Source organism: Pseudomonas paraeruginosa PA7 (assembly GCF_000017205.1).
Taxonomy (GTDB): Bacteria; Pseudomonadota; Gammaproteobacteria; order Pseudomonadales; family Pseudomonadaceae; genus Pseudomonas; species Pseudomonas paraeruginosa.
Map to the genome: position 1 here is coordinate 1721666 of NC_009656.1, position 18512 is coordinate 1740177.

25 protein-coding genes are annotated in these 18512 nt (G+C 67.9%); 18 read left to right on the forward strand and 7 right to left on the reverse strand.

Annotated features, from left to right (window positions below; translation table 11 throughout):
* Positions 1-96 precede the first annotated feature (96 nt).
* Positions 97-306 carry a DUF6316 family protein gene (locus PSPA7_RS08005; protein WP_012074822.1) on the reverse strand — a complete coding sequence of 70 codons (210 nt, stop codon included), beginning with the start codon at positions 304-306 and terminating at the stop codon, positions 97-99.
* Positions 307-509: 203 nt separating this feature from the next.
* Between PSPA7_RS08005 and PSPA7_RS08010 the strand changes: the two genes are divergently transcribed.
* The 10 genes from PSPA7_RS08010 (at position 510) to PSPA7_RS08055 (ending at position 8927) form a co-directional block, all read left to right on the forward strand.
* The gene (locus tag PSPA7_RS08010) at positions 510-1148 is read left to right on the forward strand and encodes a peroxiredoxin (RefSeq protein ID WP_003157448.1); all 639 of its coding nucleotides are present in this window, start codon (positions 510-512) and stop codon (positions 1146-1148) included.
* A 250-nt stretch (positions 1149-1398) separates the two neighbouring features.
* A complete protein-coding gene (locus PSPA7_RS08015) occupies positions 1399-2403 on the forward strand; it encodes an aliphatic sulfonate ABC transporter substrate-binding protein (RefSeq protein ID WP_012074823.1) in 1005 nt (334 codons plus the stop codon).
* Positions 2404-2406: 3 nt separating this feature from the next.
* Positions 2407-3231: an ABC transporter permease gene (locus PSPA7_RS08020; RefSeq protein ID WP_012074824.1), complete on the forward strand. Its 825-nt coding sequence runs from the start codon at positions 2407-2409 to the stop codon at positions 3229-3231.
* Positions 3228-3977: an ABC transporter ATP-binding protein gene (locus tag PSPA7_RS08025; RefSeq protein WP_012074825.1), complete on the forward strand. Its 750-nt coding sequence runs from the start codon at positions 3228-3230 to the stop codon at positions 3975-3977. The genes PSPA7_RS08020 and PSPA7_RS08025 overlap by 4 nt, the downstream gene beginning before the upstream one ends.
* A gap of 154 nt (positions 3978-4131) precedes the next feature.
* Positions 4132-4725, forward strand: a complete 594-nt coding sequence (gene ssuE / locus PSPA7_RS08030) for an NADPH-dependent FMN reductase (protein WP_003157446.1) — start codon at positions 4132-4134, stop codon at positions 4723-4725.
* A gap of 118 nt (positions 4726-4843) precedes the next feature.
* Complete coding sequence (locus tag PSPA7_RS08035) at positions 4844-5815, forward strand: sulfonate ABC transporter substrate-binding protein (protein ID WP_012074826.1); 972 nt, start codon at positions 4844-4846, stop codon at positions 5813-5815.
* Positions 5816-5892: 77 nt separating this feature from the next.
* The gene (ssuD, locus tag PSPA7_RS08040) at positions 5893-7041 is read left to right on the forward strand and encodes an FMNH2-dependent alkanesulfonate monooxygenase (protein WP_003091910.1); all 1149 of its coding nucleotides are present in this window, start codon (positions 5893-5895) and stop codon (positions 7039-7041) included.
* Positions 7042-7061: 20 nt separating this feature from the next.
* The gene (ssuC, locus tag PSPA7_RS08045; RefSeq protein ID WP_012074827.1) at positions 7062-7850 is read left to right on the forward strand and encodes an aliphatic sulfonate ABC transporter permease SsuC; all 789 of its coding nucleotides are present in this window, start codon (positions 7062-7064) and stop codon (positions 7848-7850) included.
* Positions 7847-8671: an aliphatic sulfonates ABC transporter ATP-binding protein gene (gene ssuB / locus PSPA7_RS08050; RefSeq protein ID WP_003102311.1), complete on the forward strand. Its 825-nt coding sequence runs from the start codon at positions 7847-7849 to the stop codon at positions 8669-8671. The genes ssuC and ssuB overlap by 4 nt, the downstream gene beginning before the upstream one ends.
* 40 nt (positions 8672-8711) lie before the next feature.
* Positions 8712-8927, forward strand: coding sequence for a TOBE domain-containing protein (locus PSPA7_RS08055; RefSeq protein WP_003091900.1), 216 nt, complete (start codon positions 8712-8714; stop codon positions 8925-8927).
* Positions 8928-9156: 229 nt separating this feature from the next.
* Here PSPA7_RS08055 and PSPA7_RS08060 read toward each other — a convergent pair whose 3' ends face one another.
* From PSPA7_RS08060 to folM, 5 genes are all read right to left on the reverse strand, one after another.
* Positions 9157-9495: a HopJ type III effector protein gene (locus tag PSPA7_RS08060; RefSeq protein ID WP_012074828.1), complete on the reverse strand. Its 339-nt coding sequence runs from the start codon at positions 9493-9495 to the stop codon at positions 9157-9159.
* A 48-nt stretch (positions 9496-9543) separates the two neighbouring features.
* Positions 9544-9855, reverse strand: coding sequence for a DUF1244 domain-containing protein (locus PSPA7_RS08065; protein ID WP_003150328.1), 312 nt, complete (start codon positions 9853-9855; stop codon positions 9544-9546).
* A 128-nt stretch (positions 9856-9983) separates the two neighbouring features.
* On the reverse strand, positions 9984-10355 hold the full coding sequence (folX, locus tag PSPA7_RS08070) for a dihydroneopterin triphosphate 2'-epimerase (RefSeq protein ID WP_003150326.1): 372 nt from the start codon (positions 10353-10355) through the stop codon (positions 9984-9986).
* A 1-nt stretch (position 10356) separates the two neighbouring features.
* Complete coding sequence (gene folE / locus PSPA7_RS08075) at positions 10357-10917, reverse strand: GTP cyclohydrolase I FolE (RefSeq protein ID WP_003150324.1); 561 nt, start codon at positions 10915-10917, stop codon at positions 10357-10359.
* A 17-nt stretch (positions 10918-10934) separates the two neighbouring features.
* Complete coding sequence (gene folM, locus PSPA7_RS08080) at positions 10935-11639, reverse strand: dihydromonapterin reductase (RefSeq protein WP_012074829.1); 705 nt, start codon at positions 11637-11639, stop codon at positions 10935-10937.
* A 196-nt stretch (positions 11640-11835) separates the two neighbouring features.
* Between folM and PSPA7_RS08085 the strand changes: the two genes are divergently transcribed.
* Positions 11836-12288 (forward strand): flavodoxin, encoded by a 453-nt coding sequence (locus tag PSPA7_RS08085; protein WP_012074830.1) that lies wholly within the window; start codon positions 11836-11838, stop codon positions 12286-12288.
* A 55-nt stretch (positions 12289-12343) separates the two neighbouring features.
* Here PSPA7_RS08085 and PSPA7_RS08090 read toward each other — a convergent pair whose 3' ends face one another.
* Positions 12344-13246: a LysR family transcriptional regulator gene (locus tag PSPA7_RS08090; RefSeq protein WP_012074831.1), complete on the reverse strand. Its 903-nt coding sequence runs from the start codon at positions 13244-13246 to the stop codon at positions 12344-12346.
* A 95-nt stretch (positions 13247-13341) separates the two neighbouring features.
* On the opposite strand from PSPA7_RS08090, the gene PSPA7_RS08095 reads away from it, so the two are divergent.
* The 7 genes from PSPA7_RS08095 (at position 13342) to PSPA7_RS08125 (ending at position 18512) form a co-directional block, all read left to right on the forward strand.
* Positions 13342-13731, forward strand: coding sequence for a CidA/LrgA family protein (locus PSPA7_RS08095; protein WP_012074832.1), 390 nt, complete (start codon positions 13342-13344; stop codon positions 13729-13731).
* Positions 13718-14404, forward strand: coding sequence for an LrgB family protein (locus PSPA7_RS08100; RefSeq protein WP_003150315.1), 687 nt, complete (start codon positions 13718-13720; stop codon positions 14402-14404). Before PSPA7_RS08095 ends, PSPA7_RS08100 begins: the two co-directional genes overlap by 14 nt.
* Positions 14405-14532: 128 nt before the next feature.
* A complete protein-coding gene (locus PSPA7_RS08105) occupies positions 14533-15312 on the forward strand; it encodes a class II aldolase/adducin family protein (RefSeq protein ID WP_012074833.1) in 780 nt (259 codons plus the stop codon).
* Positions 15309-16205, forward strand: coding sequence for an alpha/beta fold hydrolase (locus tag PSPA7_RS08110; protein WP_012074834.1), 897 nt, complete (start codon positions 15309-15311; stop codon positions 16203-16205). Before PSPA7_RS08105 ends, PSPA7_RS08110 begins: the two co-directional genes overlap by 4 nt.
* 99 nt (positions 16206-16304) lie before the next feature.
* Positions 16305-16598, forward strand: a complete 294-nt coding sequence (locus tag PSPA7_RS08115; RefSeq protein WP_012074835.1) for a hypothetical protein — start codon at positions 16305-16307, stop codon at positions 16596-16598.
* Positions 16599-16713: 115 nt separating this feature from the next.
* Positions 16714-17625 (forward strand): SDR family oxidoreductase, encoded by a 912-nt coding sequence (locus tag PSPA7_RS08120; protein WP_012074836.1) that lies wholly within the window; start codon positions 16714-16716, stop codon positions 17623-17625.
* Positions 17626-17741: 116 nt separating this feature from the next.
* Positions 17742-18512, forward strand: coding sequence for a crotonase/enoyl-CoA hydratase family protein (locus tag PSPA7_RS08125; protein ID WP_003150310.1), 771 nt, complete (start codon positions 17742-17744; stop codon positions 18510-18512).

An 18512-nucleotide genomic window follows, 5' to 3' on the forward strand; every position in this document is an offset into this window, starting at 1 on the left:
GCGGTGACATTTGCCTCGGCGTTCCGCCGAGAATACCTGCCTTCCCTTTCTTGAACGTTTCAGCGGCCGGGAAATGAAACCGCCGCCTGTATCGTTTCAGCCCGTGCCCTTTGCCTGGATCTCGCTGGACTGGCGCATCCGGCGGATATAGGCGTCGATCTCCCGCTCGGCGTCATAGCGGGTGAAGTAGGGTCCTTCGAGGGTGCCCTCGCGGGTGGAGAAGAAGTACTGGCCATTCACCGAACTTATGCGTTCGCTGCGGAAGTAGGTGGCCGGGGCGGGGTCGGTGGCGCGTTTTCCCAACATGGCGGCGGCTCCGAAATAGCGGTTCAGGATGATTCCAGTGTAGGCACGGTGTGGCGGGGGAAGGTGGCGACGGACGAAAGGCGCGGGATTTCCAGGCGAAGGATTGGTTCTGTTTTTTGGTTATAAGAAAATCAAAATATATTCTTTTTAATGCATGGATACCTTGGGCATAGTGGTCTCCAACACGAACAAGGAGTGACCCCATGAGCCTAAGACTCGGCGACATCGCCCCCGATTTCGAACAGGACTCCAGCGAAGGGCGCATTCGCCTCCACGAGTGGCTGGGCGACAGCTGGGGCGTGCTGTTCTCCCACCCGGCCGACTTCACCCCGGTGTGCACCACCGAGCTGGGTTTCACCGCCAAGCTCAAGGACCAGTTCGCCCAGCGAGGAGTCAAGGTCCTGGCGCTGTCGGTGGATCCGGTGGCATCGCACCTGAAGTGGATCGACGATATCAACGAGACCCAGGACACCCGGGTCAATTTCCCGATCATCGCCGACGCCGACCGTAAGGTCTCCGAACTCTACGATCTGATCCACCCGAACGCCAACGACACGCTGACCGTGCGTTCGCTGTTCATCATCGACCCGAACAAGAAGGTGCGCCTGATCATCACCTACCCGGCGAGCACCGGTCGCAATTTCAACGAGATCCTCCGGGTGATCGATTCGCTGCAACTGACCGACAACCACAAGGTCGCCACGCCGGCCAACTGGGAGGACGGCGACGAGGTGGTGATCGTGCCCTCGCTGAAGGACGAAGAAGAGATCAAGCGGCGTTTCCCCAAAGGCTACCGCGCGGTGAAGCCCTACCTGCGCCTGACGCCCCAGCCCAACCGCTGAGGCCGGATTCGTCCCGCCTGCATGGGCAGGCACGGCAGGCGGGACCTTTTATTCGACGGTGCGTGCCGTCTTGCAACGCTGTTTAGCCACGAGCAGGGTTTTTGGCCGGTTTCGACCGGCCCTCTTTTTTGTTTACGCCATCGCGTCGCCGCGACGCTTTTTATCCGCCAACCGTTTCCGAAACCGGCTCTGACTTGCCCGCCAGACGGGGAGAAGGCTCGCTCATCCACCTCCTTCCAGGAGCTGACGCATGATCGCCGCTCTCCGTCGCTGCCGGGCCTGGCTGGCCCTGCTGGCCGTTCTTCCGCTGTTTGCCACGGCCGAGGCCGCCGACGTCCCCGCTGAAATCCGTCTCGACTATGCCTACTACGCCCCCACCAGCCTGGCGCTCAGGAAGTTCGGCTGGCTGGAGAAAAGCCTCGACGGCAGCGGCACCCGGGTGCGCTGGGTGTTCAGCCAGGGCAGCAACCGTTCCCTGGAGTACCTCAACGCCGGCAGCGTCGATTTCGCCTCGACCGCCGGCCTCGCCGCGGTGCTCGCGCGGGCCAACGGCAGCCCGGTACGTACCGTATACGTCGCCAGCCGCCCGGAGTGGACCGCGCTGCTGGTGCGCAAGGATTCGCCGATCCGCAGCCTCGCCGAACTCAAGGGGCGCAAGGTGGCTGCCACCAAGGGCACCGATCCCTACCTGTTCCTGCTCCGCAGCCTGCACAGCGTGGGCCTGGACAAGAACGACCTGCGTGTCGTCCACCTGCAGCATCCCGACGGCCGGGTAGCCCTGGAGAAGGGCCAGGTCGACGCCTGGGCCGGGCTCGATCCGCACATGGCGGCCAGCGAGTTGCAGGCCGGCTCGCGGCTGCTCTACCGCAACCTCGGCTTCAACAGCTATGGCGTGCTCAACGTCCGCGAGGATTTCGCCGAACGCCATCCGCAACTGATCCGTCAGGTGCTGGCGGCCTACGAGCAGGCGCGCCACTGGCTGATCGGGCATCCCGACGAGGCCGCGCAACTGCTTGCCGAGGAAGCCGGCCTGCCGCTGGAAGTGGCTCGCCTGCAACTGTCGCGCACCGATTTCAGCCAGCCGCTGCCGGGCGCCGAACAGGTCGCCGCGCTCAAGGCCGCGGCGCCGATCCTGGCGGACGAGCGCCTGGTGCGGCCGGGCGTGGACGTGCAGAAGGTGGTCGACGAACTGATCGCGCCACAGTGGGCCGCCGAGGTCATCGGCGGCGCCCCGTTGGCGCGCACGGAGCCCTGAGCCATGGTCAGCCAGAGCCTGCGACTGGCCCGGCGAGTCTCGCGCCGAGCGTGGCGACTGCGCGTGCCGGGCGCCTGGCGGGCCTGGGCCTTGCCGCTGCTGGCACTATCGTCGTGGGAAGCGCTGGTGCGCCTGGGCTGGCTGCCGGCCTACCAGATGCCGGCGCCGAGCGGCATCCTGCTGACCCTGGTGGAACTGGCTCGCGGCGAGCTGTGGGGGCATGTCGGCGCGAGTCTGGCGCGGGTCGCCGCCGGCTTCGCGATCGGCAGCGGCCTGGCCCTGGCGGTCGGAACCTGGGTCGGCCTCAGTCGTCGCGCCGAAGCCTACCTTGAGCCGAGCTTCCAGGCCCTGCGGGCGATCCCCAGCCTGGCCTGGGTGCCCTTGCTGCTGCTCTGGTTCGGCATCGACGAGACGCCGAAGATCGTCCTCATCGTCCTCGGCGCCTTCTTCCCGGTCTACCTTGCGCTGGTCGCCGGGGTACGCGGGGTCGATCGCAAGTGGGTGGAACTGGGGCGGCTCTACCGTTTGTCGCGCTTCGCCCTGGTCCGCCGCATCCTCCTTCCGGCGGCGCTGCCGAACCTGTTCACCGGCCTGCGCGGGGCGCTCAGCCTGAGCTGGATGTTCCTCGTCGCGGCGGAGCTGATCGCCGCCACCCAGGGCCTCGGCTACCTGCTCAGCGACGGTCGGGAAACCTCGCGTCCGGACCTGGTGATCGCCGCGATCCTGGTCCTGGCGACCCTCGGCAAGCTCAGCGATGGCCTGCTCCGCTCGCTGGAGCGCCGGGCCCTGCGCTGGCGCGACAGCTTCGACGGGGAGGGCGGCGCATGAGCGGCCTGCTCGACCTGCTGGAGATTCGCAAGGCTTATGGCGATACGCGGGTGCTGGAGGGCGTGGCGCTGTCGCTGGCGCCCGGCGAGGTGGTCAGCCTGCTCGGCCCCAGCGGTTGCGGCAAGAGCACCCTGCTGCGGATCGCCGCCGGACTGGACGACGACTTCCAGGGCACTGTCGAACGCAACCCGATCCTCGGCTTCGGCCCGGACGGCGAGAACGGCCGCAGCGGCGGCATCGGCGTGGTGTTCCAGGAGCCGCGCCTGTTGCCCTGGCTGACGGTGGCGCAGAACGTCGGTTTCGCCGACGGCTGGCTGGAGGACGAGCACTGGGTCGAGCGCCTGCTCGCCGATGTCGGACTGGCCGGCTGCGGAGGATTGCTGCCCAAGCAACTGTCCGGCGGCATGGCGCAGCGCGCGGCGATCGCCCGTGGTCTCTACGGACGGCCGCAGGTGCTGCTGCTCGACGAGCCGTTCAGCGCGGTCGACGCCTTCACCCGCATGCGCCTCCAGGACCTGCTGCAGGAGGTGGTGCAGAACTACGAGATCAGCGTCCTGCTGGTCACCCACGATCTCGACGAGGCGTTCTATCTCGCCGACCGCGTGCTGCTGATGGGCGGCCGTCCCGGGCACATCCGCCGCGAGTTCCACGTACCGCTGGCGCGTCCCCGCGACCGCCGGGCGGTGGAGCTGGCCTACTTGCGCGGCGAGGCCCTGACCGAAATGCAGCTAGCGCACGTGTTCTGAGGGCAAGACCCTGAATCGGGTTTCTTATGTTCTTTACGGAATAAATAAATGAATAAAAAACATTTATTGGAATATGAAGCGGCCTGTTAAGGTCTATGCAACTTGGTTAGCAAGCCAAGCGAATATCCTGTTTTTCGGTTATAAGGAATCCCCCATGCTCGTCGTTTCCATCGCCGGAAGTCCCAGCGTACGCTCCCGCTCCGGGGTGTTGCTGGAGCGTGCCAGGGACTGGCTGAGCCGTCGCGGCGTCGAGGTGGCCAGCCACCAGGTGCTGGATTTTCCTGCCGAGGACCTGCTGCGTGCCCGCCTCGACAGTCCGCCGGTACTGGCGCTGGCCGAGCGGATCAGCCGCTCCGACGGCCTGCTGGTCGCTACCCCGGTGTACAAGGCCTCGTTTTCCGGCGCGCTGAAGGTCCTTCTCGACCTGTTGCCTGAGCGCGCCCTGGAACACAAGGTGGTGCTGCCGTTCGCCACCGGCGGCAGCAGCGCGCACATGCTCGCCGTCGACTACGCGCTGAAACCGGTGCTCGCCGCGCTCAAGGCCCAGGAGGTGCTGCACGGCGTGTTCGCGGTGGACAAGCAGATCGCCTATGCCACCGAGACCGAGCCGGCACGCCTGGAACCGGTCCTCGAGCAGCGCCTGGAAAACGCCCTGGAAACCTTCCACCTGGCCCTGTCGCGACGGCCGCAGCCGATCGACCCGCAGGTGCTCAACGAGCGCCTGGTGAATGCCCGCTGGAGCATCTGATCTTCCTTCCGCCAGCGCACGTGCGCCGCGGCCCGATTGCACAATGCACACACGACGACCTCACTGACCCGCCAACGGCGCAGCAGGCTCGGCACCCACAACGACAAAGGAGAGCGCCATGCGCACCATCGCTTTGCGTCGTGGACTGGCGGCCTTGCTGGTGGCGGCCCTGTCCTACGGCGTCCAGGCCGACGAGAAGTCAGCCAATACCCTGCGGATCGGTTACCAGAAATACGGCACCCTGGTCCTGCTCAAGGCCCGCGGCACCCTGGAGAAGCGCCTCGCCGAGGATGGCGTGAAGGTGCAATGGACCGAGTTTCCCGGCGGCCCGCAACTGCTCGAGGGGCTAAATGTCGGCAGCATCGACTTCGGCGTGACCGGGGAAACCCCGCCGGTATTCGCCCAGGCCGCCGGCGCCGACCTGCTCTACGTGGCCTACGAACCGCCGGCGCCGACCAGCGAGGCGATCCTCCTGCCGAAGGACTCGCCGATTCGTTCGGTGGCCGAGCTGAAGGGCAGGAAAGTCGCCCTGAACAAGGGCTCCAACGTGCATTACCTGTTGGTCCGCGCCCTCGAGCAGGCCGGCCTGAAGTACAGCGACATCCAACCCGTTTACCTGCCGCCGGCCGACGCCCGCGCCGCCTTCGAGCGTCACAGCGTCGACGCCTGGGTGATCTGGGACCCCTACCAGGCCGCCGCTGAGAAGCAGTTGTCCGCGCGGGTCCTGGTGGATGGTCGCGAGCTGGTCGACAACCACCAGTTCTACCTCGCCACCCGGACTTACGCGCAACGGCATCCGCAGGTGCTCGACACGCTGGTGGACGAGATCCGCCAGGTCGGCGACTGGTCGCGGGCCAACCCGCAGCAGGTGACCGAGCAGGTCGCGCCGCTGCTCGGGCTGCCCGCCGAGATCACCCTTACCGCGGTGAAGCGCCAGGGCTACGGCGCGCAGTTGATCACCCCGGCGGTGGTCGAGGCGCAGCAGAAGATCGCCGACACCTTCACCCAGCTGAAGCTGATTCCCAAACCGCTGAGCATCAAGGACGTGATCTGGACGCCGCCGGCCGGCAAGGTCGCCAGCGCACCCTGAGCCCGTACCGCCCACATACCGACACGATCATCGCGCGGCTACGCCACGCCGGCGCGCTCACCCTGGAGTCAATTGCGATGAGCCTCGAGATTTTCTGGTTCCTTCCCACCCACGGCGACGGCCACTACCTGGGCACCACCCAGGGCGCCCGTGCCGTCGACCACGGCTACCTGCAGCAGATCGCCCAGGCCGCCGACCGCCTGGGCTTCGGCGGTGTACTGATCCCCACCGGACGTTCCTGCGAGGACTCCTGGCTGGTCGCCGCCTCGCTGATCCCGGTAACCCAGCGCCTGAAGTTCCTCGTCGCGCTGCGCCCCGGGATCATTTCGCCGACTGTCGCCGCGCGCCAGGCGGCGACCCTGGACCGGCTGTCCAACGGTCGCGCGCTGTTCAATCTGGTCACCGGCGGCGATCCCGATGAACTGGCTGGCGACGGCCTGCACCTGAGCCACGCCGAACGCTACGAGGCGTCGGTCGAATTCACCCGCATCTGGCGTCGCGTGCTGGAGGGCGAGACTGTCGACTACGCCGGCAAGCACATCCAGGTGAAGGGCGCCAAGCTGCTCTATCCGCCGTTGCAGCAGCCGCGTCCGCCGCTGTACTTCGGCGGCTCCTCGGAGGCTGCCCAGGATCTCGCCGCCGAGCAGGTCGAGCTGTACCTGACCTGGGGCGAGCCGCCGGCGGCGGTTGCCGAGAAGATCGCCCAGGTACGCGAGAAGGCCGCCCGCCAGGGCCGCCAGGTGCGCTTCGGGATCCGCCTGCACGTGATCGTCCGCGAGACCAGCGAGGAGGCCTGGCAGGCCGCCGATCGCCTGATCGCGCATCTCGACGACGACACCATCGCCCGCGCCCAGGCCTCCCTGGCGCGCTTCGACTCGGTCGGCCAGCAACGCATGGCCGCGCTGCACGGCGGTTCACGCGACAACCTGGAAGTCAGCCCCAATCTCTGGGCCGGCGTCGGCCTGGTGCGCGGCGGCGCCGGCACCGCGCTGGTCGGCGATGGACCGACGGTGGCGGCGCGGGTCAGGGAGTACGCCGAGCTGGGCATCGACACCTTCATCTTCTCCGGCTATCCGCACCTGGAAGAGTCCTACCGGGTCGCCGAGCTCCTGTTCCCGCACCTCGACGTGCAGCGCCCGGCGCAGCCCGAGGGACGCGGCTATGTCAGCCCGTTCGGCGAGATGGTGGCCAACGACATCCTGCCCCGGCAGGCCGCGCAGAGTTGAGAGCGGTCGGAGCGAACGACATGAGCATTTCCAAACGACTGGCCGAGCGCCTGGCGCCCTGGGCCCTGCCGCTGGTCCTGCTGGCGGTGTGGCAGGCGGCGGTGGCGTTCGGCTGGCTGTCCAGCCGCATCCTCCCTGCGCCCAGCGCCGTACTCGAGGCCGGCTGGGCGCTGCTGCGCAGCGGCGAGATCTGGCAGCACCTGGCGATCAGCGGCTGGCGCGCGGCGATCGGCTTTCTCATCGGCGGCGCCATCGGCCTGGTGCTGGGCTTCGTCACCGGCCTGTCGAAGTGGGGCGAACGCTTCCTCGACAGTTCGGTGCAGATGATCCGCAACGTGCCGCACCTGGCGCTGATCCCGCTGGTGATCCTGTGGTTCGGCATCGACGAGTCGGCGAAGATCTTCCTGGTCGCCCTCGGCACGCTGTTCCCGATCTACCTGAATACCTACCACGGCATCCGCGGCATCGACCCCGGCCTGCTGGAGATGGCGCGCAGCTACGGGCTGTCCGGCTTCGCCCTGTTCCGCCAGGTGATCCTGCCCGGCGCGCTGCCGTCGATCCTGGTCGGGGTGCGCTTCGCCCTCGGCTTCATGTGGCTGACCCTGATCGTCGCCGAGACCATTTCCGCCGGCTCGGGCATCGGCTACCTGGCGATGAACGCCCGCGAATTCCTGCAGACCGATGTGGTGGTCCTGGCGATCCTGCTCTACGCCGTCCTCGGCAAGCTCGCCGACCTCGCCGCCCGCGGCCTGGAGCGAGTCTGGCTGCGCTGGCACCCGGCCTACCAGGTCAAGGGAGGTGGCGCATGAATGCCCACAACGCCGCCCTTGGCGGCACTCCGCAGCGCCTCAAGCGCGGTATTCCGCTGGCCCTGCGCGGAGTGGCGCGGCGCTTCGGCGAGCGCGAGGTGCTCAAGGACATCGACCTGCTGGTCCCGGCCGGGCAGTTCGTCGCCATCGTTGGCCGCAGCGGCTGTGGTAAGAGCACCTTGCTGCGCCTGCTGGCCGGCCTCGACCAGCCCAGCCGCGGCGAGTTGCTGGCCGGCTCGGCGGCGCTGGCCGAGGCCCGCGAGGACACCCGGCTGATGTTCCAGGATTCGCGCCTGCTGCCGTGGAAGCGGGTGATCGACAACGTCGGCCTCGGCCTGCGCGGCGACTGGCGGGCGAAGGCCCTGCAGGCGCTGCGGGCGGTCGGCCTGGCCGAGCGTGCCAACGAGTGGCCGGCGGCCCTGTCCGGCGGGCAGAAGCAGCGTGTCGCGCTGGCTCGCGCGCTGATCCACGAGCCGCGCCTGCTGTTGCTCGACGAGCCGCTCGGCGCGCTCGATGCGCTGACCCGGATCGAGATGCAGCAACTGATCGAAGGACTTTGGCGCGAACACGGTTTCACCGTCCTGCTGGTCACCCACGACGTCAGCGAGGCGGTGGCGGTGGCCGACCGGGTGATCCTCATCGAGGACGGCGAGATCGGCCTCGACCTGCCGGTGGAACTGCCCCGGCCGCGCTCGCGCGGTTCGGCGCGACTGGCCGCGCTGGAAGCCGAAGTGCTCAACCGGGTGCTGGCGCAGCCGGAGCTGCCGCCGCAACCCGAGCCCGTTTCACCCCTGCCCACGCAACTGCGCTGGGCGCTCTAACCAACCATGCCTCGTTCCGAATCCCCCCAGGAGAAACGCCATGACCATCAAAGCCATCAACGTTCGTAACCAGTTCAAGGGCACCGTGAAGGAAATCATCGAAGGGCCGGTGCTGTCCGAGATCGACGTGCAGACCGCCGCCGGCATCGTCACTTCGGTGATCACCACGCGTTCGGTGAAGGAGCTGGAGCTGGCCATCGGCAGCGAAGTGATCGCCTTCGTCAAATCCACCGAGGTGTCCATCGCCAAGCTGTGAGGCTGGCTGCGCCGCGGTTGCGGCGGAGAGAAGGGCGGGGACTCCGATGGAGCCCCGCCTTTTTTCGTCGGCGTATCGGCAAGGCCGGGTGCCGGCCCTCTCCCCCAACCTCTCCCGCACGCGGGAGAGGGGGCCGACCGGTGGCGACGTGTGGCTTGGGTCGCTATGGAGCGGTCGGTAGGGCGAATAACCGCTCGCGGTTATCCGCAGAGGAGGCGACCGGGACTTCTCAGCCCCGGCGCGATAGCGGCTGGCGCTCGAAATGCACGCCGGCCAGGCCGGTCTGTTGCAGGGCGCGGATGTTGGCGTGGTCATCGCCTTCCGGGTTTTCGCGTACCGCGCGGTAGTGCTCACCGAAGGCCAGCAGGGTTTCCTCGAGGCTCAGGCCTTCGAGGATGGCGAAGCCCAGGGTCTTGCAGGAACCTTCGTTCTGCCCGGCCGGGTTGCTCACGCTGCCGTTGTCGAAGGCGCTCGGCGTGTAGCTGTAGTGCTCGGCGATGAACGCCAGGGTATCGGTGAACAGGTGCTGCTCGCTGCGCAGGCGCGCGCGGAAATCGGTCAGGGTCATCGAAACAGGCTCATGGTGTTGGGGCAGGGTTGGCAAGGGGCGCGGGCCTCAGGCCTTGCCCTGGCTCTTGGCGAAGGCGGCCTGTTGTTCCGGGCTCGCTTCTTTCTGGTACTTGGCTTTCCATTCGGCATAGGGCATGCCGTAGATTTCCTCGCGGGCCTGGTCGTTGCTGACCTCCACGCCGAGGTCGTCGGCCGCCGCCTTGTACCACTTGGACAGGCAGTTGCGGCAGAAACCGGCGAGGTTCATCAGGTCGATGTTCTGCACATCCTTGCGGGTCTGCAAATGATGGACCAGGGTGCGGAAGGCGGCGGCTTCGAGCTCCAGGCGTTGCTGTTCGGTGAGGTTGGCTGCGGTCATGGCGGTGATTCTCGACGATGGCTCGGGGCAGGGTGCAGGCACAGGGCCAGGTCCGGCGATGATAAGAGTTGCCGCGTGCGCGGGGCAACGCTTGTGCGCGTGGTCACGCGGTTCGCCCGTCGCCCGCCTCAGCGATGGCCGGCGAGGGTGATCGACACCGATTCGGCGAAGCGCAGCGCGTGCGGCTTGTCCACTTCGACCTCGGCATAGCGCACCGCCGGGTTCTCCATCACCAGGTCGAGGATTTCCTGGGTCATCCGTTCGAGCAGGGCGAAGCGGTTCTCCTCGACGTGGCGGATGATCGCCTTGGTGATGGTGCGGTAGTTCAGGGCGTGCTCGATGTCGTTGACCTCCACGGCGTCGGTGGCCGGGTAGAGGATGGTCAGGTTGATCAGCACGTCCTGCTTGTTGAGGATCTCCTCCTCCTTGATCCCGATGAAGGTGCGCAGGCGCAGGTCCTTGACTCGGATACGCGCCATTCCCGGTTCCAGTCGCGGCATGTCACTTGCTCCTTCCGATCAGTTGCAGAAATTCCTGGCGGGTGGTGTTCGACTCGCGGAACGCGCCGAGCATCACCGAGGTGAACATCTGCGAGTTCTGCTTCTCCACCCCGCGCATCATCATGCACATGTGCTGGGCCTCGATCACTACCGCCACGCCGGCGGCGCTGGTCACCTGGCGGACCGCCTCGGCGATCTGCCGGGTGAGGTTCTCCTGGATCTGCAGGCGGCGGGCGAACATGTCGACGATCCGCGCCACCTTCGACAGGCCGAGCACCTTGCCGGTGGGAATGTACGCCACGTGGGCCTTGCCGATGAAGGGCAGGAGATGGTGTTCGCACAGGGAGTACAGCTCGATGTCGCGGACGATGACCATCTCGTCGTTGTCCGAGGCGAACAGCGCGCCGTTGACGATTTCCTCCAGGGTCTGGCCGTAGCCGTGGCAGAGGTACTGCATGGCCTTGGCCGCGCGCTTGGGGGTATCGAGCAGGCCTTCGCGCTGCGGGTCTTCGCCGAGACCGACGAGGATCTCCCGGTAGTGCTGGGAAAGTGCTGGGTTCATAAGGGGTCCTCGGCGCCTCACTTGACGTGGCGGCCGCCGTTCACGGTCAGGGTGGTCCCGGTGACGTAGGGATTGTCCAACAGGTAGCGAAGGCTCTGGTAGATGACTTCCGGCCCCGGCTCGATGCCGAGGGCGGATTTCGCCAGGGTGCGCGCGCGGTATTCGGCGTCGTCCCCGTCGTTGAACATCACCAGCGCCGGTGAAATGGCGTTGACCTTGATCTTCGGCGCCAGGCGCGCGGCGAACGACAGGGTCAGGTTGTCCAGCCCGGCCTTGCTCGCGCAATAGGCGATGCGCCGGGCGCTGCCCTTGCGCGCCACGTCGTCGGTGAGGTGGACGATGTCGGCGGGCTGCGAGCGTTCCAGCAGCTCGGCGCAGTGCAGGTTGATCAGGTAGGGCGCGAGCATGTGCACGCTGAACAATTGCTGGAACGCCTCGGCCTCATGGCCGGGCGTCTCGGCGATCCAGTCCGAGGCGTTGTGGACGATCGCCCGCAGGCTGTCGGTGCGCTGCCGGAGCGTCTCGATGAAGGCGAGGATGCCGGCCTCGCTGGCGAAGTCGGCGTGCAGGACCAGCGCGCCGGCCTGGCGCAGCTCGTTCAGCGCCGGGCGTTCGCGGCGGTAGCTGACGATCACCGACTCGCCGTCGGCCAGCAGTCGTCGCGCGCAATGCAGGCCGACACGCTGGCTGGCGCCGGTGATCAGGATGGGGGCTGTCGCCATGGGACTCTCACAGCGGGCGAAAGGAATCGGATGGATGCAGGGTACCCGACTACGTCAGTCGGGCAAAGCCTTGCGCGGCGGTCGCCCTGCGGGCGGCGGGAGGCTGTCCGCGTTGGGCGCGCGATTCGCTGCATCCCGCTCGGCGGGCGCATGCGGCATAATGCCCGGCTTATCCCTGTTGGCTTACGGAGTGTTCATGAAAGTCGCCATCCTCTCCGGCTCGGTCTACGGCACCGCCGAAGAAGTCGCCCGGCACGCCCAGAAGTTGCTGGCCGCGGCCGGCCTCGACGCCACTCACCTGCCGCGCGCCAGCCTCGACGAACTCAAGGCCTTCGCTCCCGAGGCGTTCCTGGTGGTGACCTCGACCACCGGCATGGGCGAGCTGCCGGACAACCTGCAACCGCTGTACTACGCGATCCGCGACCAACTGCCGGCCTGGCATGGCCTGCCTGGCGGGGTGATCGGCCTGGGCGACTCGAGCTACGGCGACACCTTCTGCGGCGGTGGCGAGCAGGTTCGCGAGCTGTTCGGCGAGCTGGGCGTGCGCGAAGTGCTGCCGATGCTGCGCCTGGATGCCAGCGAAACCGTTACCCCCGAGACCGACGCCGAACCCTGGCTGGCCGAGTTCGTCGCCGCCCTCGAGGGCTGATCCCGGGCTTGCCCCGCCGAAACGCCTGCCGAGGTGACGGATAACCGCATGGCGGTTATCCGTCCTGCGCCGGGCTTTGTTCCAGCGGCCGCTCGCGCAGCAGCTCCAGCCAGGCCTGCGCCGCCCGCGACAGGTAGCCACCACGGCGCCAGATGAAGGCGATGTCCCAGCGCAGGTCCGGCTCCCTGAGCAGGACCCGCACCACTCCCGGGCGTTCGATCTCGCGCGCGATCACCCGTGGCAGCAGGACCACCCCCTGGTTGGCCGCCACCAGCGCGCCGAGGAAGTCGGCCTGGCCGCTGCGGCCGCCCTCGCGCGGGCTGAACCCTGCCTCCAGGCAGGCGCGCAGCAGGCGGTCGTTGAGGGTGAAGCTCTGCTGGTAGAGCAGGAACGGGCTGTCCGCCAGTTCGCCGAGGGCTACGCTGGCGGCCGAGGCCTTGGGATGCCCGGCCGGCAGCAGCACGTCCAGCGGTTCGTTGCAGAACGGCTGGTAGTCGAAGCCGTCGTCCGCCGGGGTGAGGCTGCCGGCCAGTTCCAGCTCGCCGGCCAGCACCGCCTGCTCCATGGTCTTGCTGCCGCCTTCCACCAGGTGCACGGCGATGTTCGGATAGCGCCGCCGGTATTCGGCGAAGCGTTGGGCGAACAGCGCGTCGGCACCGAGCAACGGCAGGCCCAGGCGCAGTTCGCCGCGGTTGAGTTGGCTGAGGTCGTCCAGTTCGCTGAGCAGGTCGCGGCGCAGCCGCAGCATCTCCTCGGCGCGGCGAAACACCACGGCGCCGGCGTCGGTCAGGCGCACGTGCGGGCCGTTGCGCTCCAGTACCTGCACGCCGAGGCTCTGCTCCAGCTGGGCGACCTGCTTGCTGATGGTCGACTGGCTGGCGTGGCGGACCTGCGCAGCCTGGGTGAAGCTGCCCTGGCGGACCACTTCGACGAAGCTGCGGAGTTGACGGAATTCCATTCTGGAATGGCTCTCATGCGGACAATTCGCTTTGGGGATGATAGGCCGGGCCTTATCCTTTCTCCATCCCCGATTTCCCAGCCAAGGCCTTTCCCATGTTGCCCCCGCTCGTCCGCCGTCTGTCCCGCCTTGCCGCCGAACTGGCGGTGCTCATCGCCTTCTGGTGGTCCGGCGGCTGGCTGGCGAAGGCCATCGGCCTGCCGCTGCCAGGCGGTGTGGTCGGCCTGGCGGCGCTGTTGCTGCTGTTCGCCAGCGGCCTGCTGCGTCCGGCCTGGCTGCAGGCCGGCTCCGGCCTGTTGCTGGCGGAGATGCTGCTGTTCTTCATCCCCGCGCTGATGAGCCTGCTCGACTATGGCGCGCTGCTGCGCAGCGAGGGCTGGCGGATCCTGCTGGTGATCATGCTCAGCACCCTGCTGGTGATGCTGGTCACCGCGGTGTCGGTGGAATGGATGTGTCGCTGGAGGACGCGCCATGAGTCTCGATAAGCAGGCCCTGTTCTGGCTGCTGGCGACCGTCGGCGGCTATCTGCTCAGCCGCCAGCTGTACCGCCGGGTGAAATGGTACTGGCTGTCGCCGATCGTGTTCGTCCCGCTGCTGCTCTACGCCCTGGCCATCCCCACCCATACCCGCTACGCCGACTACGCCCGTGACACCGACTGGCTGGTGGCGCTGCTCGGCCCGGCGACCGTGGCTTTCGCCATCCCGATCTGGCAGCAGCGCGCCCTGCTGGTGCGCCACTGGCCGGCGCTGCTGGCCGGCATGCTCGCCGGCACCACGGTGGCCATCGGCAGTTCCTGGGCCCTGGCCCAGGCACTGGCGCTGGACGGCCAGGTCACCCTGTCGCTGCTGCCGCGCTCGATCACCACGCCGTTCGCCATGGAGATGTCGCACAACCTCGGCGGCGTACCGGAGCTGACCGCGGCCTTCGTGATGATCACCGGGGTGTTCGGCGCGGTGATCGGCGGCACCCTGTTGCGCGTGCTGCGCCTGCGCACGCCGCTGGCGCGGGGCGCGCTGTTCGGCGTTGGCGCGCACGGCGCCGGCACCAGCCGGGCCTACGAGTTCGGCGGCGAGGAGGGCTCGGCGGCGGGCCTGCTGATGGTCATGACCGGGCTGTTCAACCTGCTGGTCGCGCCGCTGGTCGCCCACTGCCTGTAGGCGTCGCGCATAGGCTGGCTGAATCCCCCGTCATTCAGCGGGTGCGCGAGTGTAAGCCCGGCGACAGTCGGCGGAGGAGGGCGGGGCTAGACTCCGGGCATCCGACAACGACAAAAGAGGATGCCGCCGTGACTGCCGTTCACTCCCTGCCCACCGATGTGCAAGCCCAGGTGTCCGCCGCCGAATGGCAGGCCCGCGTCGATCTCGCCGCCTGCTACCGGCTGGTCGCCCTGCACGGTTGGGACGACCTGATCTTCACCCACATTTCCGCCAAGGTGCCCGGCACCGAGGATTTCCTGATCAACCCGTTCGGCCTGATGTTCCACGAGATCACCGCTTCCAGCCTGGTGAAGGTGGACGCCAGCGGCAAGAAGCTGATGGACAGCCCCTACGAGATCAATCCGGCCGGCTACACCATCCACAGTGCGGTGCACGAGGTTCGCCACGACGTCGAGTGCGTGCTGCACATCCATACCGCGGCGGGGATCGCCGTGTCCTGCCAGAAGCAGGGCCTCTTGCCGCTGTCGCAGCAATCGTTGTTCGTGCTCTCCAGCCTGTCCTACCATGCCTACGAGGGCGTCGCCCTGAACCATGAGGAAAAGGCCCGGCTGCAGGCCGACCTGGGGGCCAGCAACTTCCTGATCCTGCCCAACCACGGCCTGCTCACCTGTGGCGGCTCGATCGCCGACACCTTCCTGATGATGTTCACCCTGCAGCGCGCCTGCGAGGTGCAGGTGATGGCGCAGGGCGGCGGCGTGGAGCTGATCCACATTCCCGGGCAGATTCTCGCCGGCGCGCGCGACATGATCGCCGGGGTGATGCGCAGCAAGACCGGCATGGGCGGCCAACTGGCCTGGCCGGCGCTGCTGCGCAAGCTCGACCAGCAGAACCCGGGCTACCGCCAGTGAGCGCGGCGCTGCCGGGCATCCCCCTGGAGGCCTGGCGCGCGCAGGGCCGCAGCGTGGACTTCAAGGGCTTCCCGATCCGCTACTGGGAGGCCGGGCAGGGCAAGCCGCTGCTGCTGATCCACGGCTTCCCCAGCGCCGCCTGGGACTGGCACTACCTCTGGGAACCGCTGGCGCGGCGCTACCGCGTGCTGGCCTGCGACATGCTCGGCTTCGGCGACTCGGCCAAGCCGCGCGGGCATCGCTACAGCCTGCTGGAACAGGCCGACCTGCAACAGGCGCTGCTCGGCCGCCTGGGAATCGACCAGCCGCTGCACGTGCTGGCCCACGACTACGGCGACAGCGTCGCCCAGGAACTGCTCGCCCGCCATCACGAAGGTCGGTTGCGACTCGCCTCCTGCGTGTTCCTCAACGGCGGGCTGTTCCCGGAAACGCATCGGCCGGTGCTCAGCCAGAAGCTATTGCTGAGCCCGCTGGGCGGGCTGTTCGCCCGGCTGTTCGACCGCCGCGCCCTGGCGCGCAACTTCGCCAGGGTCTTCGGCCCACGCAGCCAACCCGGCGAGGCGGAGCTGGACGCCTTCTGGAGCCTGATCGAAAGCAACCAGGGGCAGCGGGTGATGCATCGCCTGATCCGCTACATCGTCGACCGCCGCGAGCAGCGCGAGCGCTGGGTGGCGGCGTTGCAGCACGGCGGGGTGCCGCTGCGGGTGATCGACGGCGCCGTCGACCCGATTTCCGGGGCGCACATGGTCGAGCGCTATCGGCAACTGGTGCGCGATGCCGATTGCGTGCTGCTCGATGGCATCGGCCACTATCCGCAGATCGAGGCGCCGGGGGCGGTGCTCGAACATTACCTGGCGTTTCGCGCCCGAGTGGATGATTCAGAGTTTTCTTAACAGAGTTTGAGATTGCAGCAAGTGTCTTCGCGACGGGATCGGGGCTAGGGTGCTGGCGCCTCGCAGGACGAGGCCGTTCCATCAGCCCGTGGAGGTTCCATGCACGATCCCGTTTCTCCCCTGCGTGTATTCGACGAGGGTTCCTGGCTGTTCCGCCAACTGGTGCTGGCCCAGCCGTTCATCCGCCAATCCGGGCTGATCCTCGCCGAACTCGGCCTGCTGCTGGCGCTGGGACTCGCCTACCTGTGCTGGCACCAGGGCAACCGCTGGTACGCCGCGGGAGCGGTCCTGGCGCTGCTCGGCAGCGTGTTGCTGGTGGTGGCCCGGCGCAACTACGACTGGTGGCTGTTCAAGCTCGGTCCGCGCGGCCGGCTGTACATCCCGTTCGACTGAGGGCGAACATCCCCATCCTTTATCGGACGCCATTCATGGCGGCGCGAAGCCTTGTCCCTGCCGGCGGGCTGGCCGACACTCGGGCGATCCTTCCTACTGCCCTGGAGTCCCGAACATGAGCGATGCCCTGCGTTTCGACGACCAAGTCGTGATCGTCACCGGAGCCGGTGGCGGCCTCGGCCGCGCCCACGCCCTGCTGTTCGCCAAGCACGGCGCCAGGGTGGTGGTCAACGACCTCGGCGGCAGCACCCATGGCGAAGGCGCCAGTGCCTCGGCGGCGGACAGGGTGGTGGCGGAAATCCGCGCCGCCGGCGGCACCGCGGTGGCCAACCACGACTCGGTCACGGACGGCGGCAGGATAGTGGAGAACGCGCTGGATGCCTTCGGTCGCGTCGACGTGGTGGTCAACAATGCCGGCATCCTCCGTGACAAGACCTTCCACAAGATGGAGGACGCCGACTGGGACCTGGTCTACCAGGTGCATGTCGAAGGCGCCTACAAGGTCACTCGCGCCGCCTGGCCACACCTGCGCGAGCAGGCCTACGGGCGGGTGGTGTTCACCTCCTCGACCTCGGGCATCTACGGCAACTTCGGCCAGAGCAACTACGGCATGGCCAAGCTCGGCCTCTACGGCCTGACCCGCACCCTGGCCCTGGAGGGACGCAAGAACAATATCCTGGTCAATGCCATCGCCCCCACCGGCGGCACGCGGATGACCGAGGGGCTGATCCCGCCGCAGGTCTTCGAGCAGCTCAAGCCGGAGCTGGTCAGCCCGCTGGTGGTCTATCTCGGCAGCTCGGCCTGCGAGGATACCTCGGGCCTCTACGAGGTCGGCGGTGGCTGGATCGGCAAGGTGCGCTGGGAGCGCAGCCTGGGCTTCGGCTTCGATCCGAAGGCCGGCTTCGACGCGGAGGACGTGGCCGCGCACTGGCAGCAGATCTGCGACTTCGAGAACGCCGCGCACCCGGCGGACAACGTCGAGGCGCTCCGCGAAATGATGGCCAACCTGCAGAGACACGCGCTCTGAGGCGCCCGGCGGAGGCGGCGCGGCGGCGCGAAAAGGACTAAGGTGAAGACCGGCTGACGCCGGTCTTCGTCCATCCGCCCGGTGTCTTTTTTCGCGTTTCCCGCAGGGAGTCTGCCATGAGTGTCATCGTCGAACGCAACGGCCCGGTCACCACCCTGGTCATCGCTCGCCCGGAGCGGCGCAATGCGGTGGACCGGCCGACCGCCCAGGCCCTGGCCGACGCCCTGCGCGAATTCGAAGCGGACGATACGGCTCGGGTCGCGGTACTCACCGGCAGCGGCGGCAATTTCTGCGCCGGCGCCGACCTGGCGGCGGTGGCCGAGGATGGCGAGCGGCGCAATCGCCTGGAGGCGGAGGGCGACGGGCCGATGGGACCGAGCCGCATGCAGCTCGGCAAGCCGCTGATCGCCGCCATCGAAGGCTATGCGGTGGCCGGTGGGCTGGAGCTGGCGCTGCTCGCCGACCTGCGGGTGATGGCCGAGGACGCCATCTGCGGAGTGTTCTGCCGGCGCTTCGGCGTGCCGCTGATCGATGGCGGCAGCGTGCGCCTGCCGCGGATCGTCGGGCAGGGCCGGGCGCTCGACCTGATCCTCACCGGGCGGCCGGTGAAGGCCGACGAAGCGTTGCAGATCGGCCTGGCCAACCGGGTGGTGCCGAGCGGTTCGGCGCGAGCCGAGGCCGAGGAACTGGCGGCGGAACTCGCCGCCTTCCCGCAGACCTGCATGCTCGCCGACCGCGCCAGCGTATACGCGCAGTGGGAACTGTCCTTCGACGTGGCCCTGGCCAACGAATTCCAGGGCGGGCTGGCGGTCATCGAGAGCGGCGAGACCCTGGAGGGCGCGCAGCGTTTCAGGGACGGCGAGGGGCGCCACGGGCGCTTCGAGTGA

Coding starts and splice junctions, on each gene's coding strand:
- folX (WP_003150326.1), bottom strand. CDS start 10,355: ATGCCGCGACTGGAACCGGGAATGGCGCGTATCCGAGTCAAGGACCTG.
- PSPA7_RS08090 (WP_012074831.1), bottom strand. CDS start 13,246: ATGGAATTCCGTCAACTCCGCAGCTTCGTCGAAGTGGTCCGCCAGGGC.
- PSPA7_RS08015 (WP_012074823.1), top strand. CDS start 1,399: ATGATCGCCGCTCTCCGTCGCTGCCGGGCCTGGCTGGCCCTGCTGGCC.
- PSPA7_RS08115 (WP_012074835.1), top strand. CDS start 16,305: ATGCACGATCCCGTTTCTCCCCTGCGTGTATTCGACGAGGGTTCCTGG.
- PSPA7_RS08020 (WP_012074824.1), top strand. CDS start 2,407: ATGGTCAGCCAGAGCCTGCGACTGGCCCGGCGAGTCTCGCGCCGAGCG.
- PSPA7_RS08005 (WP_012074822.1), bottom strand. CDS start 306: ATGTTGGGAAAACGCGCCACCGACCCCGCCCCGGCCACCTACTTCCGC.
- PSPA7_RS08055 (WP_003091900.1), top strand. CDS start 8,712: ATGACCATCAAAGCCATCAACGTTCGTAACCAGTTCAAGGGCACCGTG.
- PSPA7_RS08010 (WP_003157448.1), top strand. CDS start 510: ATGAGCCTAAGACTCGGCGACATCGCCCCCGATTTCGAACAGGACTCC.
- PSPA7_RS08100 (WP_003150315.1), top strand. CDS start 13,718: ATGAGTCTCGATAAGCAGGCCCTGTTCTGGCTGCTGGCGACCGTCGGC.
- PSPA7_RS08095 (WP_012074832.1), top strand. CDS start 13,342: ATGTTGCCCCCGCTCGTCCGCCGTCTGTCCCGCCTTGCCGCCGAACTG.
- ssuE (WP_003157446.1), top strand. CDS start 4,132: ATGCTCGTCGTTTCCATCGCCGGAAGTCCCAGCGTACGCTCCCGCTCC.
- PSPA7_RS08120 (WP_012074836.1), top strand. CDS start 16,714: ATGAGCGATGCCCTGCGTTTCGACGACCAAGTCGTGATCGTCACCGGA.
- ssuD (WP_003091910.1), top strand. CDS start 5,893: ATGAGCCTCGAGATTTTCTGGTTCCTTCCCACCCACGGCGACGGCCAC.
- folE (WP_003150324.1), bottom strand. CDS start 10,917: ATGAACCCAGCACTTTCCCAGCACTACCGGGAGATCCTCGTCGGTCTC.
- ssuC (WP_012074827.1), top strand. CDS start 7,062: ATGAGCATTTCCAAACGACTGGCCGAGCGCCTGGCGCCCTGGGCCCTG.
- PSPA7_RS08035 (WP_012074826.1), top strand. CDS start 4,844: ATGCGCACCATCGCTTTGCGTCGTGGACTGGCGGCCTTGCTGGTGGCG.
- PSPA7_RS08085 (WP_012074830.1), top strand. CDS start 11,836: ATGAAAGTCGCCATCCTCTCCGGCTCGGTCTACGGCACCGCCGAAGAA.
- PSPA7_RS08065 (WP_003150328.1), bottom strand. CDS start 9,855: ATGACCGCAGCCAACCTCACCGAACAGCAACGCCTGGAGCTCGAAGCC.
- ssuB (WP_003102311.1), top strand. CDS start 7,847: ATGAATGCCCACAACGCCGCCCTTGGCGGCACTCCGCAGCGCCTCAAG.
- PSPA7_RS08060 (WP_012074828.1), bottom strand. CDS start 9,495: ATGACCCTGACCGATTTCCGCGCGCGCCTGCGCAGCGAGCAGCACCTG.
- PSPA7_RS08125 (WP_003150310.1), top strand. CDS start 17,742: ATGAGTGTCATCGTCGAACGCAACGGCCCGGTCACCACCCTGGTCATC.
- folM (WP_012074829.1), bottom strand. CDS start 11,639: ATGGCGACAGCCCCCATCCTGATCACCGGCGCCAGCCAGCGTGTCGGC.
- PSPA7_RS08025 (WP_012074825.1), top strand. CDS start 3,228: ATGAGCGGCCTGCTCGACCTGCTGGAGATTCGCAAGGCTTATGGCGAT.